General features: G+C 35.4%; 11 protein-coding genes and 1 tRNA gene. 8 read left to right on the top strand and 4 right to left on the bottom strand.

Annotated features, from left to right (window positions below):
* Window positions 1-15: 15 nt before the first annotated feature.
* Complete coding sequence (locus ACSSV9_RS08315; protein WP_437346784.1) at window positions 16-1,341, bottom strand: M16 family metallopeptidase; 1,326 nt, start codon at window positions 1,339-1,341, stop codon at window positions 16-18.
* A gap of 114 nt (window positions 1,342-1,455) precedes the next feature.
* Here ACSSV9_RS08315 and ACSSV9_RS08320 point away from each other — a divergent pair, with 114 nt between their 5' ends.
* The 5 genes from ACSSV9_RS08320 to ACSSV9_RS08340 all read left to right on the top strand — a co-directional run bounded on the left by ACSSV9_RS08320 (window position 1,456) and on the right by ACSSV9_RS08340 (window position 9,229).
* Complete coding sequence (locus ACSSV9_RS08320; protein ID WP_437346785.1) at window positions 1,456-4,290, top strand: PAS domain-containing sensor histidine kinase; 2,835 nt, start codon at window positions 1,456-1,458, stop codon at window positions 4,288-4,290.
* Window positions 4,291-4,359: 69 nt separating this feature from the next.
* Window positions 4,360-4,995 (top strand): response regulator, encoded by a 636-nt coding sequence (locus ACSSV9_RS08325; RefSeq protein ID WP_437346786.1) that lies wholly within the window; start codon window positions 4,360-4,362, stop codon window positions 4,993-4,995.
* Between the two features lie 115 nt (window positions 4,996-5,110).
* On the top strand, window positions 5,111-5,482 hold the full coding sequence (locus ACSSV9_RS08330; protein ID WP_437346787.1) for a response regulator: 372 nt from the start codon (window positions 5,111-5,113) through the stop codon (window positions 5,480-5,482).
* A 112-nt stretch (window positions 5,483-5,594) separates the two neighbouring features.
* A complete protein-coding gene (locus tag ACSSV9_RS08335; protein WP_437346788.1) occupies window positions 5,595-5,987 on the top strand; it encodes a hypothetical protein in 393 nt (130 codons plus the stop codon).
* Between the two features lie 929 nt (window positions 5,988-6,916).
* Entirely contained in the window at window positions 6,917-9,229 is a 2,313-nt protein-coding gene (locus ACSSV9_RS08340; protein WP_437346789.1) for a methyl-accepting chemotaxis protein, read from the top strand.
* A gap of 399 nt (window positions 9,230-9,628) precedes the next feature.
* Here ACSSV9_RS08340 and ACSSV9_RS08345 read toward each other — a convergent pair whose 3' ends face one another.
* The 3 genes from ACSSV9_RS08345 to ACSSV9_RS08355 form a co-directional block, all read right to left on the bottom strand.
* The gene (locus tag ACSSV9_RS08345) at window positions 9,629-11,275 is read right to left on the bottom strand and encodes a capsule assembly Wzi family protein (RefSeq protein ID WP_437346790.1); all 1,647 of its coding nucleotides are present in this window, start codon (window positions 11,273-11,275) and stop codon (window positions 9,629-9,631) included.
* 6 nt (window positions 11,276-11,281) lie between these two features.
* The gene (locus tag ACSSV9_RS08350) at window positions 11,282-12,571 is read right to left on the bottom strand and encodes an MFS transporter (protein ID WP_437346791.1); all 1,290 of its coding nucleotides are present in this window, start codon (window positions 12,569-12,571) and stop codon (window positions 11,282-11,284) included.
* Between the two features lie 28 nt (window positions 12,572-12,599).
* Window positions 12,600-12,671 (bottom strand) — tRNA-Arg (locus tag ACSSV9_RS08355).
* Window positions 12,672-12,803: 132 nt separating this feature from the next.
* On the opposite strand from ACSSV9_RS08355, the gene ACSSV9_RS08360 reads away from it, so the two are divergent.
* The 3 genes from ACSSV9_RS08360 (at window position 12,804) to ACSSV9_RS08370 (ending at window position 16,146) form a co-directional block, all read left to right on the top strand.
* On the top strand, window positions 12,804-13,316 hold the full coding sequence (locus ACSSV9_RS08360; RefSeq protein ID WP_437346792.1) for a hypothetical protein: 513 nt from the start codon (window positions 12,804-12,806) through the stop codon (window positions 13,314-13,316).
* Between the two features lie 12 nt (window positions 13,317-13,328).
* On the top strand, window positions 13,329-14,111 hold the full coding sequence (locus ACSSV9_RS08365; protein ID WP_437346793.1) for a PhzF family phenazine biosynthesis protein: 783 nt from the start codon (window positions 13,329-13,331) through the stop codon (window positions 14,109-14,111).
* Between the two features lie 82 nt (window positions 14,112-14,193).
* Window positions 14,194-16,146: a carboxypeptidase-like regulatory domain-containing protein gene (locus ACSSV9_RS08370; RefSeq protein WP_437346794.1), complete on the top strand. Its 1,953-nt coding sequence runs from the start codon at window positions 14,194-14,196 to the stop codon at window positions 16,144-16,146.

Here is a 16,146-nt window from a genome sequence, read left to right on the forward strand (position 1 = left end):
ATACTCCATTAATTTTTATTTCTTTTCCATTGATTTGGGCAAATAGTAAAGCACTACTCTGTTGTCTTTTGTAAAGTATTTATTCGCCACACGTTTAATATCCTCGCGAGTAACTTTCATGTAACGTTCGATCTCTGTGTTTATTAGATTCGGGTCGCCAAAATATACCAGATAATCCGCTAAGTTTTCTGCAATACCTGCGACTCTTGAATTCTGATTGACAAAATCCGATTCAATCTGGTTGCGCACTTTCTGAAATTCGTAGTCGCTTATCAATTCTTTTTTTACCTTATCGATTTCTGATTCGATTGCTTTTTCCAGTTCTTCAGCGTTAATCCCAACATTGGAAAGACCATAAACGATAAAAAGCCCTGGGTCTTCAAGCGACAGAGGTATGGAACCAACTGCAAGAGCCATCTGCTTTTTGTCTTTAATTTCTTTTTGAAGCCGAGCACTTTCTCCGCCAGACAATAATGTTGTAAGTAGACGCAATGCATAGTAATCTGGAGTCCCCTGTTCAGGTATATGATAAGCATAAACTACCATTGGAAGTTGAACATTGTCATAAACTACTTCTCGTATCTCTTTTTGTTGAGGCGGTTCAACTACGTCGGGTCGCGGAATTGTTTTATTACCCTTCGGAATCTCACTGAAATATTTATCTACTAACTTTTTTGTTTTCTCAATATCGATATCTCCAGCAATTGAAAGGGTGGCATTCTCAGGCACATAAAATGTTTTATAGAATTCGATAAATTCCTCCAGCTTTGCCTGATCGATATACTGTACGCTTCCGATAGGTATCCATCTATACGGATGAACTTTATAAGCATTGCTGAATATTTTTTCGAGCAATGAACCGTAAGGACGATTTTCATAGCTTTGTTTTCGTTCTTCTTTTACTACTTTTCTTTGTGTTTCCACGCCTATGCTATCGATTTTCAAATGGAGCATTCTTTCGGACTCGAGATAGAGTCCCAGTTCAAGCTGGTTCGAAGGGAGGATTTCATAATAAAATGTCCTGTCGAACGAAGTATTTGCATTCAGCTGGCCTCCTGCAGATTCCACAATTTTAAAATATTCTCCCCTGCCGATATTAGGTGAACCCTCGAACATCAAGTGCTCGAAAAAGTGCGCAAAGCCCGTTCGTTCAGGGTCTTCGTTTTTGCTTCCGACGTGATACAATACTGTAACCGCTACAATCGGAGTCGAATTATCCTGATGTAGAATAACGTTCAAACCATTATCGAGTTTATAATGAACAAACTCGATCTTTTTAGTTTGAGCTGTTATAAATCCAGCAATCAGAAAAAGAATTAAAAATGAGATGTGTCTTTTCATCGATTCTCCATTAATAAATTGGGATGATGTTCTATAATTAAGTCCTCTTAGAAAATAATACAAAATTTTATTTATATTAAATAAAAAAAACTCTAACTTGCCCACGGTGACTAAATGGAGAAAAAAATTAATAATAACTTAACAATTTTTTTGAAGAAAAGGCCGTTTAAAATTGCAACTCGCTATTTTCTTGTCTCATCAACTTTTACGGTCATCTCAATCCTTCTGACTTTCACTATTGAAACTGACGCCTATACATTAAAAATAGCTGCAATAACACAAGCAGTAGCTTATATACTCCTTACAGCATTGATACTTTATTATCTTCTCCAATACGACACAAAACAAATACTGCAGCAAAACGAAGAATTGATTGAACAAGAGAAGAGATGGAATTATGCTTTTGAAGGGGCAGGCGATGGTGTCTGGGATTGGAACTTAAAAACAAACGAAGTCTATTTCTCAAAAAACTGGAAGACCATGCTTGGTTATAAAGAAGACGAAATAAAAAACTACTACACGGAATGGGAAAGTCGACTTCACCCTGACGATAAAGAATTTGTTTTAAAAAAGCTAAACGATTATCTGGCAGGCAAATCGGAGATGTATTCGGTAGAAAGTAGATTGCGCACAAAAGATGGTTCCTACAAATGGATACTGGATCGTGGTAAAATTTTTGAGTGGGATTCAGATGGTAAACCTCTCCGCATGATCGGCACTCACACCGATATTTCTGAATTAAAAAAGTTGAAAGAAGAAAAAGAATATTTACTCAATCAGCTACAATTGGAATTCGAAAGAATGCCAATTGGCATGATACTACTTAATAGCGACTTTACCGTTAAAGACTGGAATCCTTCAGCTGAAAATATTTTCGGCTACAAAAAAGAAGACATAATAAATAAAAAAATTCACGACTTCATTACGCTGCCGGAAAATCGCAGTGCAATTGAGAATCAAATCAATAGTTTGATTAAGCAAAACGATACTCTCCAATCAACTGAAATTAATGTTACTAAAAATGGAAAACAGATTATATGTGAATGGTACAACACTCCACTCTATGATCATAGTAGAAAGTTTAAAGGGTTGATGTCGATGGTGATCGATGTTACTGAAGTAAAAAAACAAGAAGAAGAAGTTTCTCGCAACAAAGAATTGCTAAACCGTATACTCGATACAAGTCCCGTCGGAATAATATCAGTTAATCAGGATGGAATAATTACTTTTGCAAACGAAGCTGCTCACGACATCCTATCATTCGATAAAGAAAATCTGATAAACAAATGTTGTCATTCTATTGAATTCAATTTTTATACTGCCGAAGGAGAACTGCTTGCAGAGATTGAATATCCATTTAATATAGTGAAGAGACGTGGCGAAATAATAAGAGATAAACTTTATGGTTATAAAAGCGCCGAAGGGTTTAAAATTCTGTCGGTCAATTCGACTCCGTTAAGAAGCCACCATGACAAATTCGAAGGGGTTGTTTGTACAATTGAAGATATAACCGATCACTATAAAATTGAAAATGCGCTCAAAGAGAGTGAAAAAAAATTCAGAATTTTATTTATGAATAATCCGCACCCGATGTGGATCTACGACGTCGATACGATGAAATTTATTGAAGTAAACGATGCGGCAATTTTTCACTATGGTTATTCAAAAGAAGAATTTCTAAGTATGAAATTAACAGATATCCGCCCAGAAGAAGATATCCCTTATTTAATTCGAAGCGTACGCGAGGATACCGAGATTACACAGCGACATCGTGGGTGGCGTCACCGCAAGAAAGACGGTACTATTATATACGTTGAAATCAGTTCACACGCACTGCCACATACTTTAGGAGGAAATTATCGACTAGTAACTGCCATTGACATAACCGAGCAATATCTGGCAGAAAAAGCACTGCAGGAAAACGAAGAGAAATTCCGCATCTTGACCGAAACAACTTCGAGTGCAATATTTATTTATCAGGACAATAAATTTGTTTATCTCAATCCTTACACAGAAATAATTACTGGTTATTCAAAAGACGAATTGATGGAAATGGAGGTCTGGAATCTAATTCATCCTGATTTCCGGGATGAAGTAATGAAAATAGGAATAGCGCGGCTTGAAGGCAAAGCAGTACCTAACAGGTACTCTTTTAAAATAATTACAAAAGACGGAACGGAACGTTGGATAGAACTTTCAGCAGGTACAATTCTATACAAAAACAAACCTGCGGCAATCGGAACTGCATTCGACATTACTGTAATGAAAAATGCAGAAACAATATTGAACGAATCGAGAGAGCGATACCGACAGCTCGTATTGCACATGCAAACATTAAGAGAATCCGAACGGGCAGCAATTGCGCGCGAGATGCACGACGAATTAGGACAATTATTAACTTCTCTTAAAATGAACCTCTCAATTATAAAAAGAGATATCGTTGAAAAAAAAATTCAGGATATAAACACAATTATTACCGAACTCGATTCAATGTCGGGCGTAATCGACAGAGCGGTAGCAGGTGTAAGAAAAATGATAACAGAGCTAAGACCCGAAGTTCTGGACAAACTTGGATTGATACCCGCTATCGAATGGCTGGTTGAGAATTTTAAGAAGACAACAAAAATCGACTGCTCATATAAATTTTCTGATGAATCGATACAACTTGACTCAGATAAAGAACTGGTAATTTTCAGAATCATACAGGAAGCTTTAACAAATATCAGCAGGCACTCAAAAGCCACAAAAGTAAGCGTATCGTTAACTAAGAAAGAAGGTTCGATACATCTAATTATTAAAGATAACGGGGTCGGCTTCGATAATAAAATGCTGGCTGACAAAAAAACATTTGGTTTAATGGGCATGCAAGAAAGAGCATCTTCGATAGGTGCCACTTTTGAAATCGAAAGCAAAAAAGGACAGGGCACTGTCATTAAGTTAGTCCTATGATGGATGTCATCAATGACTTTACTTTTTACATAAAATAACCTTAAATTAAAATCACAATTAAGGTTAGCTATGTTAACTATATATATAGCCGACGACCATTCATTGATCAGAGAGGGAATTAAGAATCTTATCAAACACGAATCCGGTATGAAAGTAATCGGGGAAACCGGAAATCCATTCGATATCATTGATGATATATTAAAATTAAAGCCAGACATTGTTATACTCGATCTGGCAATGCCAGGCAAAAGCGGTCTTGATGTACTCAAAGACATTAAGAATATTTCACCGAAAACAAAAGTGCTGGTTATGACCATGATGCCTGAGGATCAGTTTGCCAAAAGAACATTAAAGGCAGGTGCTTCCGGATATATTACAAAAGATTCTGCAGTCGACGAAATAATTAATGCAATCCACAAAATATCTGCAGGTAGAAAATATATCTCACAATCACTCGCTGAAAAGTTAGCTGAAGATCTGGAAGACAAAAAAACAAATAAAGAACCATTAGAACTTTTATCTGACCGTGAAATACAAATTCTTAAATTAATTTCTTCAGGCAAACCGCAAACTGAAATTGCCCGCGAACTTAATCTCAGTGTTTCGACTGTAAACACTTACCGCAGTCGCATGCTCGATAAATTAGGTCTCAAGTCTACAGCTGAACTCATTCGATTTGCACTTCAACATCAATTAAATGAATAATCTTGTAGGAATATTACGACACCATTTTGATTGATTTTACTACTTTTTTCCTTCTCTCAGAGCTTTATATTTAATTTTAACTAAAAGAATCGTGCACATAATTTCTAAGCCTATTATGAAAAGAGTTCTTATAGTAGACGATTCCTCCATTGTTCGACAAAATCTTAAAAAGATTATCGATTCGATTGATGGCATTGAACTTTACGGTGAAGCCGAAGATTATCAATCTGCCATCGAAAAAATTAAAAATGAGATGCCCGACATTTTGATTCTCGATATTAATCTGGGTGAAAAAAGTGGAATTGATATCCTGTATAAAATTAAAAACAGATCTAACTCTGAGCCGATTGTAATTATGTTTACAAATTACACAGACCCAATTTTCAGAAAAGCTGCAAAAGATGCAGAATATTTTTTTGACAAGTCAACTGAAATTGATAAGTTAATAACTACTCTACAAGAATTAGGCAAGAACTGTATAGATTAGTAGTAATTTTACTACTTTCTTAATTGACGTTTTTTGACATAAAAATAACTTTTTTACTATTTGAGGATTTTTATTTGTTCTTTAAGTTGCTGGAAAAATTTTCGTTGCGTATATGAGATTGCTTGTTTTCGAATACTCAAATGATATCAGGAAAATAATTGCTAAACAAATTGAGTTGATAAATTCAAATGCAGATATTATTTTGACCAAGAATCTTTACGGAACCGTTAAAGAATTATCCAAAAGTTCTTTTGATATTATAATAATAGATGGCGATAGCACCGAAGGAGAATTAAAGAAAGTAATCGAACTGGCAAGAGCTAAAAAAAACGACACTGTTATTATGCTTCTGACATCTTATGATATACCAATATTAAGGAAGCGATTTTTCGATTTAGGTATCGATTATAATTTCGACAAGCTGAAAGAATTTGATAGTTTTTTGAAAATACTTAGAACTGTTATTACCGATATTGAAGAAAAAGAAAGAAACAAAGCAGTGTAAAAATTTTTCTCAACTTAGCATTATATTTTTTTATTCTGTTCTTTTTATATTTGTCTCGGTAAATAAATTATAACTCAACTAGAAAGATTTTAACACCCTCAACTACTATATAGAGGGGAGCATGCTCAGAGAGATGTTTTGCCCTCGACATCTCTTTCCTCCGCTTCCCTCTATCCCCTTCCTAATTTGTAAATTATTTTTGCAATTAAGCACAGACAGTACATATTGAATTTTAGGCAAAATTAAGTATAAAATTCTATTTGAAGCTTATTGCGGTTAAATGCTGCAGCATTCGGATAAATGCTAGCAGAAAATTTAACATAGGAATCTCTAAAAAAATCCTACTTAATTATAGTTTCTTTCCTTTTCTCAATACTGGATTCTTTTTGCCCACATGTTATTGCATTGATAACTAAGCAATTCAAATGAAAAAGTATTTTTCCTCTATTAATCATTAAAAAGAAGATAAGATATAATTATTTCGCCAGATCTCAGTCAATAAAATAGAAACTATCGAGAAGGAATAATTATCAAGAAGTGATTATCAGCTAATCAAAAAAGTATTATCGTAAATGAATGTGGAATATAAATTTTATACCTATCTGAATTTGCAAACTCTTTCCGTTGAGCGAAATCGCAAAACTATTGAAGATGAATTGTTTTAACTAACCAACCAATACTTTTATTTAACTCTGTAATCTACTCTGCACCGCCTGATAAGGATCCCGATAAATACCAGCATATGTAGAATATCTTAAATTATGGCATGTGCATTTATTGAAAGACACCCAGCTGCTTATTTGTTTATACACAAAACTTCTGCCAATAATAATGAAAAAATATTAATCGATAAGTAGTCTTATATACTTTAAAAAAGTGCTTTTTTTTCGATAATAGCAACAGTCATATAATTACTTAATGGAGTTTATATGAAATTGAGTTTAAAAATTCAATTTTTACTAGCTTCGATTATTGTAGCAATTTTTATTTTGCTTCTTTACACAGGTGTATATTCATTCCTTACAGAGATTAATCAATACACATCAAAAAATGATATAAATGGAGTAAGAGTTGTAATCGAAAATTTTCAAAGCAATTTTTTGTCGATGATTATATTGTCAATACTTGTTGCGTTATTGCTTGGACTCTTCTTTATTAAGACCGTTTTGAAAAAATTGTCCTCAATACAAACACGACTTCATAAAATTTCAAATTATGATTTTTCATCAGAAGCTGAGGAATACCGATTAAAAGACGAACTTCATTTCATCAACAAAGATCTATATAAAGTTCAAAGAGTATTTAGCCGTTTTGTTAGGAATACAAATTTAATAGTCGATGTTTTTTTCAAACTTCGTTCGGAAAAAAGTACTGATGGAATATTAGAAAAGCTTGCTGACCTAACTTTGGAAATCTTCGACGTTAAATATGTGGCAATTTCTGTTTTTGATGAAAAAAATAAAGTTAAAAAATTTATCACACGTGGAGTAAGCGAGGAAATAAAACAAAAGATTGGGAAATATCCCGAAGGGAAAGGACTGCTCGGATATATCCATCAAACTCGTGAAACGTTAATGTTGGATGACCTATCTAAACATCCCAAATCATATGGTTTTCCCGCAAATCATCCACAAATGAAGACACTTTTGGCCATACCTTTGATACACGAAAATAAAAGTTATGGTAATTTATATATTTCCGAAAAGAAAGACGGAACACCTTTCAATAATGACGATAAAAAGTTTCTCGAAATGGTTGGTATTATCGCAGTTAATAGTATAATAACATTTGAGTTTGTAGAATATATATCAAAGCGAAATAAAATATTAAAGAAGGAAACCGAAATAATAAAAGAAATCATGAATCAGTTAGCAGATAGAGATTTTACTGTCGATTTAGAGTACACATTAGAAGATGAGAACAATCAAATTATTGTGGAAAACTTGCAGTTTATGGTCAATTCACTACGTGATGTTTTGCAGCATGTAAGAGAGGTTACAGATAATTTGGCTTCAGCTACAAGTCAAATTTCAGCAACAACAGAAGAACTTTCTGTAACATCAAAAGAACAGTCATTACAAATTAACGATGTTGCAGCAGCTGTGTCTCAAATGGATTCTGCAATACAATTGAATGCTGAAAACGCAATCCAAACAGCTGATAAAGCAAAAGATAATGAGGATATCGTTAAAGGAAGTATTTTAGAAATTGGTAAAACAATTGACAAAGTAAAACAAATTGCAGATTTCGTTCAATCCACAGCACAAAAACTTGAATCTCTGGGGAAATCTACAGAATCAATCACAGGCATTCTCCAAGTAATTGATGACATAGCTGAACAGACCAATTTGCTAGCATTAAATGCGGCAATTGAAGCCGCACGTGCTGGCGAACACGGACGTGGCTTTGCCGTTGTGGCTGACGAAGTTAGAAAATTAGCCGAACGATCCTCGAAGTCAACAAAAGAAATCGGTAAAATTATTTCTGATATACAGAATGAGACACGAAAAGTTGTTGAAACAATGAATCGAGGGAATAAAGAGGTCGCAGAAATTATTCAATTAACAGAAAATTCCGAGAAATCATTATCAAAGATTCCAGAAAACATTAATAAGGTTGTTGAATTGATCTCCCAGATTGCTGCAGCAAACGAAGAACAGTCTGCTACATCAAAACAGGTTTCTGCCAATGTTGAAAATATCTCTGGAATAATTGGTGAATCTGCTCATGCAGTTGAACAGATTGCCGAAGCATCTAACGATTTGACCAGACAGGCTGTTAACCTTCAAGAACTGCTAAACATGTTTAAATTATCAAAAACTGACAAACATTATACGAACAAGCAAATAACAGGCAGTAATATTAAGATTGATACTTTCGATTTCTCGGCCGCAAAGCTTGCTCATCGTCAATGGAAGATTAGATTGCAAAATATTATTCGTGGCAAAGAAACAGTTGATCCAAAAGTTGCAGGAAACTATAAAGGCTGCTCGCTTGGCAAATGGTATTATGGCCCCGGCTCAATTAATCTTCGCCATGACCCCGATTTTAAGGAACTTGAAAACTGGCATATTCAATTACATAAACTTGCAGAAGAAATTGTACACGATGTAATCAACGACAAAAAGAATGAAGCGAAAAATAAATTAGTGGATATTGAAAGATTAAGTGAGAAAATCGTAAGTCTTCTGGATTCACTTGAGATAAAATCAATGAAAAAGAATGTGTCGGTGTTAAACTAATTCGACTTTATTAACAGATTTTGTTCCTTCTAAACCCAGCTTGATGAACAAAGATGTTTTTATGCGAGTAGGTTTCTCTCAAAATCGTTCATTCTAAGTAAGAACCGACTCTAAAATAACAGTGAATACTTCTATTGCAATTGTTGATTAGGAGAGCAAGTTTTAAATGCCAGGTGGCTTTGTTTTCAATTTTTCGACTAACTATTTTTAAGTCCATCTTACGCAAAAATTATGCGTCAATTTAGTTTGGAGCTTACACTTAATTTACGTTCTTCAATCTTTTCAAGTTTTTGAAATAGCATTCTTGAGTAAAACACCTATAATTTCTAACGTTATTGCAAGGTTCTTTAACATAACTTAATTTTTGTAAGTTCTTCGTGTGCAAATGACTAAGTTCAATTACAAATCAAAATAGATTTTAAGATAGAAATGCTGGTTATTATTTCTCCGATTATCTGTCATATTTTTTGAGGAATTATAGAGATAGGACATTTCGAAGAAGAAATCCCTGATTGGCTCATATTTTATACTAAGTAATACTAAGTCGTTTCCATATCTGATGCCATCGAGAAAATCAATGTATTTTGGGTCGATATCCTGACGATGTGACACCAGTGGATCGCCACCTGCATTAAAAACCAGATTGCCGAGTGCGTCATAAATATTTTCACCGCTTCTAATGTACCTATATTCAGCCTCGAATCTCAATTTCCTGTTTACATTATAAGTCGTCCTTAGAAGTAATTCGTCCGAATTTGGTCCGATACGATGCCCGAGCAATTGACTGTGAGCCGTATAAGAATTCTTTAATGTTATATGAGAATAAACATAGGGTCTGATCTTCGTGTATTCAACAATAAGCGATAAGTCATCGAGCCCCAAGGGCGAATACCAGAAAGCACCAAGTTGATAAGCCGTTTTATTAGAATAGAGATTCAACTCCTGCAGATGAGAAAGGATGTTTTCATCGAGAAAAAATGTCCCTTGCAATTCGAGATTTCGAATGAATTTTGTCTGTAAATCGAGAAAAAGAATCCCATTATCCCTGTCCTGCAACGACATTTCTTCGAATTTATAGAATGCAAAAGGATTTAAATATGCCAGGTCGAGACTTCTGCCAGTATAAACTACAGTCTCGCCAATGCCAGCATCAAACAAACCAGGAAACGAAAATGTACATTTATTATAAGCAATATATTTTGTGTAATTGAGCGACCGATCCTCGTGAAATTCACCTATAGTAGAACCGTGTAATGAATAAAAATTGAGAATTCCGTAGTGGAAATTCATTCTTATAAAATCAACATAAGGATGGTTACCTGTAAGAACAAGTGGTTCACCATAACCATATCCCAGTCGAATTTTTTCCCTGCCAATTTGAAAGCTTAAATCCATCCCCTCGGCTGGTTCAGTATCATAACGCAAATACCCTTCCGTAAAATCGTAATTCGAAACATTTTCAATATTTTCATAAAATTTGAAATTGTAATTCAGTCGTGGATCGAATATCGGCGCTTTCCCAGATGAACCCCAGACCCCGCCTTTCTGTACCGTCATGCTGTATCCCAATTTCCCAAAGAGAGTTCCCCGTACACGGAATCCAATATCGAATAATTCGGAGTTATTGATTTTAGGTTCGATGAGTTGTCCGTGCATAGCGCGTCCAAGAATCTCGATATAAAGATTCGCATTATTATCTTTATACAAAAAAGTATTCTTGACTTTATCTTCGAACAAACCTTTTAATCCAGCTCCGTCAATCAGGCTAATAGAATTTGATTGCATTGCATCAAATTCATCAGTGAACTTTTCAAGCAACCCCAATTCTGTTACTGAAAGTTGATCCTTTTTTTCACGTATTTTCTCCAGAAAATTCCAGACTTCTTTTCTCGATAAATTTGGATTATCTTCATAAATATTGTCGAGCAGATTTTTGACCTTCATTTCTTTCAAGAAAATATAGACGGGATGGTCTAACGGAACATTCTCCTGTTGAGAAAAAAGTGGCAAAGCAATAAGAAATAATAATACAATTTTACGCTTCATAGTTTATTAGACATCTTCTATTTTGGGACGTAAAAATTTGTTATATAAAAGTAAGCCTGCAATTGTGGCCAGTCCAATTGAACTGAAGATGAGCCACAATATTTGAGGATTTTTCAGATTGTCGACAAAATGGACATAAAGACTTGCGCCAAGAACTCCTCCAATCCCGCTCCCAATAACTCCGTATAAAAATGCGTAACCTAAATAAAGCGCTTTCTTATCTTCAGGGGCAATTAGTCCCACATAACTGATGAATTTTGGATGCGCAGTCATCTCGCCTATGGAGAAAATAAATATTCCAAGGATAAAAACATACGGGTGAGTTGAGATTGCAAGTATTGCCATTCCGATAGTACCAAGTGCAATGCCGGCAATCATCGTAGGCAATGCCTTCTTGTTTTTAACCAGATTCGAAATAAAAATTTGCAGCAAAATAATTGTACCTGCATTAATGACTGTAACGTGCTCGACGTCAAACTTCCAATCTGGATTGGCGACGAAGATACCAAGTACAGAATTTACAAGATTGTTCACCGGCGTTGTATCGACATATTCTCTCACATACCAGAGCACAGTATCAAACTGCTGGAAATAGAGGATCCAGAAACCCGAATAAATAACAATCATAATAACGAATCTAAAATCTCCCAGAACTTTTACCATATCGAGAAGAACCTGTGCAAGAGATTTAGTGTTACTCGGCTTTTCGGGTTCTTTGTATACAAAAATATTTAGCAGTATAAGCCAGCCGGTGCCTATTGCAGCCATTATAAAAATATACGACCACGAAATTTGTTTTAAAGTTGGAACCAGTATAAGAGGAAACAAAAATGCGCCGAGATTAATCGTCCAGTAAAAGATTCCAAAAGCAAGTGTGGAGTTTGATTTATCCGTAGTGCGAGCAATCGTACCCGATATAATGGGCTTAAAAAAACCGGCGCCTATTGCCATTAAAATCAAACTTGCAAAGACCAGTCCATACGATGTAAAAAGAGATGTAAGGAAATAACCACTGCTCATAAGTACGAATGCAAACATTAATGTTTTTTTATAACCGAACCGATCGGCAATTGCACCCGAGAGAATCGGTAGAAAATAGAGGAGGGGTGTAATCGTACTTTTAATAATCCCGACACTTTCTTTTGAAAATCCCAGTCCACCTTCGTTGTGGCTGATAACCAGATAGACAGAAAGCACCGACATAACACCATAATAAGATCCACGTTCAAAAAATTCCATAGTAATTACAGTCCAGAAATTACGCGGGAATTGAGCGAGAGTTTTTTTGAAAGACATAAATTTCCTTACTATATGATAAAATTTGTACCCCCGGCGGGAATCGAACCCACATCTCGAGCTCCGGAGGCTCGCGTTCTATCCTTTGAACTACAGGGGCATTTTTTTCTGATTCCAAAATAATAAATTTGTCCTTAACTGAAATTATATTTTCATTATTTGTTTTCTATGTATATATTATCTCTTGTCGCTAAAACTATTTTTTTGATATCATTTTAAATAAGAGGAATTTATGTCCAAGACGATGAAAAAATTAGTCGATGATGTAATTACGTCGTTAAAGAAGCTTCCTGAACCCGGCAAAAAGAGCGGCTCGTTCTGGGACTTCATGAAAAGCCAGCTAACCGAAGAAGGCGAGTGGGAACAAAAACATATACAAACCATCGAAAAAGAAATCGACAAGCTCCTTTCAAAGCTCGATAAGAAAAATATCGAAGAGTTATGGAGTGCCACTCCCGCAGCGGAAGATTCGATTGACGATAAACCTTCGGTCAAACAGATGAAGAGTGACATTAAAGATGAACTGGTAGGACAGGTTATGGATAGAATGGACGAGAATTATTCCAGGCGCGACTCTTTTTTCGCCGAAGAAGAAAATTACATCTCCGACGAGGACGAAGAAAAAGAAGAATCGGAAGACGAACCCCCGCTGGGTGACATCGGAAACATTGACATTGACGACGAAGATATTGATATCGATGATTTGCTCGACGATAATATTGAAGACGACGAAGATCTCTATTAAATTGGAATAAAAATGGAACTCGACATTTTTCAGGTAGATGCTTTTGCATCCGAATTATTCAGAGGTAATCCCGCTGCCGTTGTGCCTCTGGAAAAATGGCTGGACGACGATTTAATGCAAAACATTGCAGCTGAGAATAATCTCTCGGAAACTGCATTTTTCATAAAAGATGGGAATAACTATCGAATTCGCTGGATGACCCCCACTTCGGAAGTGCCACTCTGCGGACACGCCACGCTCGCCACTTCTTTTGTTATCTTTAATTTTTTTGAAAAAGAAGCAAATGTGTTAAACTTTATCTCGAAGAGTGGACCTCTTTCGGTCTTGAAAGAAAAAGACCTTCTGGTGCTCGACTTCCCTTCAAACAAGCCCCAACCAGTTAAAATGCCAGAAGGAATTATAAAGTGTTTCGGCAAAGAACCCGTTGAATCGTTAGAAAGCAGTTCTTTTCTCTTATTGATTTTTGACGACGAAGAATTTATCCGTAATTATATTCCCGACATCGAAGCCATCAAAAAATTTCATAAACATGGAGTAATTATTTCTTCAAGAGGGAAAGAAGTTGATTTCGTTTCAAGAGTTTTCGTTCCAAACGAAGGCATCAATGAAGATCCTGTTACTGGCTCTGCTCATACCGTTCTAACTCCTTACTGGTCCGAAAAATTGAATAAAAAATTGTTGACTGCATACCAGGTTTCAAAACGAGGGGGTAAATTAATCTGCGAAAACTCAGGAGAAAGGACAAAGATTAAAGGTAATGCAGTTCTTTATCTTAAAGGCAAAATTTATCTTTAAAATTATCACCTAAAAAAATTTTCGCATTGCGAAAATTTTGCACAAATATCATATCTTAATAGAGTCAATTTTAACCAATTAGATGAAGAAGCAGATATTATTTATTTTGTTACTTGTTGCATTAGTTTCGTGCGATGCTCCGCATTTAAATCCATTTGACCCCGATAACCCGGATAACAATTTCGGCTCGGTCGAGGGGAGAGTCTATTTATCCGGCGAATCCAAACTTCCAATTGCAAATGCCGTAGTTACTTTTTCGAATCAAAAAGTTTATGCACTTTCGGATTCTACGGGAAAATTCAAACTCGAAAATCTGGAGCTCTCTGAAGGATGGCTTTTTGTAGAAAAAGATGGCATGACAAAAGATTCGATTTTCATCAACTGGAATGCTGGTAAAAGCATCAAGAATCTGGAATTTCATCTTTCTTATAAAATTGGCTCTTTTGATGGTTATGTATACACAATAAATAATCAGCGACTTGCCAATGCCAAAGTTTACTGGAAGAACCAGAATAAATTTTCGTTAACCAATGAAGAAGGTTACTATTTAATTGATAACGTGCAAATGAAAGATGGATGGATCTATTTCGAAAAGAAGGGGTATGCTACCGACTCGGTTTACTTAAACTGGAATAATCAAAACAAAGTAAGAATTGAGAATTTAATACTGTTTCCTACCATCGGTCAACTGGATGGATATGTTTATTCAAGCTCGGGCAGCGAACTTTCCAGTGTAAAAGTATACTGGAAAAATCAGAATTTACTTGTACACACAAATTCTAATGGTTACTATAAATTCAACGAAATTTCTTTAGAGGATGGCTGGCTAATTTTTGAAAAGGAAGGTTACTTTTCGGATTCGATCTACGTAAGATGGAGTGGTGAAAAAATTAAGCATCTCGAGAACATAATTTTAGCTCCATCACTCGGTACAATAGACGGCTTTGTTTTTTCTGCGCCTCGTATTCCCGCTTCGAATGTGCGGGTGATCTGGACAAATCAAAATATTATTACTTATTCAAACTCGCTCGGATATTACAAATTATCTGGAATAACCATTAAAGATGGCTGGATTAAATTTGAGAAAAATGGCCTTGCCACAGATTCACTTTATATCGAATGGAATGGAAGCAACAATATAAGAGCACAGGAAAAAATCCTCAGTTATACTAAAGTACGACTTTATGGCTATGTTAGAACTCTCTCTTTACCACGCAAAGCTTTATCTGGAGTTAAAGTATTATGGAAAAATCAATCGATTGTAACTCAAACTAATTCTTCGGGTTACTATGAGTTCAAAGAAGTAGAACCTGAAAATGGATGGCTCTACTTTGAAAAAGAGGGCTACAGCAGCGATTCGCTTTATGTCGAATTCTCAAGTTCATCTTCTAAATTAGCCGACGACAAATATCTCAACTCGATTCCCGTTCTACAAAATCTGCAAATATATTCGAGCGTGCAGAATAAATATCCAGACGTGAAAAACTATAGAATGACCGTTCAGGCAAAAATTACAGACAACGAGAACGACATCGATACAGTCTTTGTGGTAAATTATTCACTCGGGTTTAAAAAACGGTTGATATACAATCCCGACAATGGATATTATGAAAATACTTTCCGAACGACAGATTTAAAGGTTTCTTCAATGGAAGACGTTATCGGATTCGATTTTTCAATTCTTGTAAAAGACAAATTTAACCACGAGTTTAACGTCGGGAAATCGAACATAAAAAGAATAATTAATCAGGAAATTTCGATAGAAAGCCCCATCAACAAAGCTGAAACAGGAGCTAATCCCACATTTAAATGGAAACGCTTCGAACCTGGATTTAAATTTACATTCAGAATACAAGTTTATACCGATGAACTTTCTCCAATACTTGTTTGGGAAAAGTATAATATTTCGAAAGATGCAGTCGAACAGGTTTGCGAAATTACATTACCAGCGGGAGATTATTATTGGGTAATCTGGTGCATTGATGAATATGGCGACAATTCAATTTCTAAACCCGGAACATTCACGGTAAAGTAA

Source organism: Melioribacter sulfuriphilus, from assembly GCF_051488685.1.
GTDB lineage: Bacteria > Bacteroidota > Ignavibacteria > Ignavibacteriales > Melioribacteraceae > Melioribacter.

Coding starts and splice junctions, on each gene's coding strand:
- ACSSV9_RS08315 (WP_437346784.1), bottom strand. CDS start 1,341: ATGAAAAGACACATCTCATTTTTAATTCTTTTTCTGATTGCTGGATTT.
- ACSSV9_RS08320 (WP_437346785.1), top strand. CDS start 1,456: ATGGAGAAAAAAATTAATAATAACTTAACAATTTTTTTGAAGAAAAGG.
- ACSSV9_RS08325 (WP_437346786.1), top strand. CDS start 4,360: ATGTTAACTATATATATAGCCGACGACCATTCATTGATCAGAGAGGGA.
- ACSSV9_RS08330 (WP_437346787.1), top strand. CDS start 5,111: ATGAAAAGAGTTCTTATAGTAGACGATTCCTCCATTGTTCGACAAAAT.
- ACSSV9_RS08335 (WP_437346788.1), top strand. CDS start 5,595: ATGAGATTGCTTGTTTTCGAATACTCAAATGATATCAGGAAAATAATT.
- ACSSV9_RS08340 (WP_437346789.1), top strand. CDS start 6,917: ATGAAATTGAGTTTAAAAATTCAATTTTTACTAGCTTCGATTATTGTA.
- ACSSV9_RS08345 (WP_437346790.1), bottom strand. CDS start 11,275: ATGAAGCGTAAAATTGTATTATTATTTCTTATTGCTTTGCCACTTTTT.
- ACSSV9_RS08350 (WP_437346791.1), bottom strand. CDS start 12,571: ATGTCTTTCAAAAAAACTCTCGCTCAATTCCCGCGTAATTTCTGGACT.
- ACSSV9_RS08360 (WP_437346792.1), top strand. CDS start 12,804: ATGTCCAAGACGATGAAAAAATTAGTCGATGATGTAATTACGTCGTTA.
- ACSSV9_RS08365 (WP_437346793.1), top strand. CDS start 13,329: ATGGAACTCGACATTTTTCAGGTAGATGCTTTTGCATCCGAATTATTC.
- ACSSV9_RS08370 (WP_437346794.1), top strand. CDS start 14,194: ATGAAGAAGCAGATATTATTTATTTTGTTACTTGTTGCATTAGTTTCG.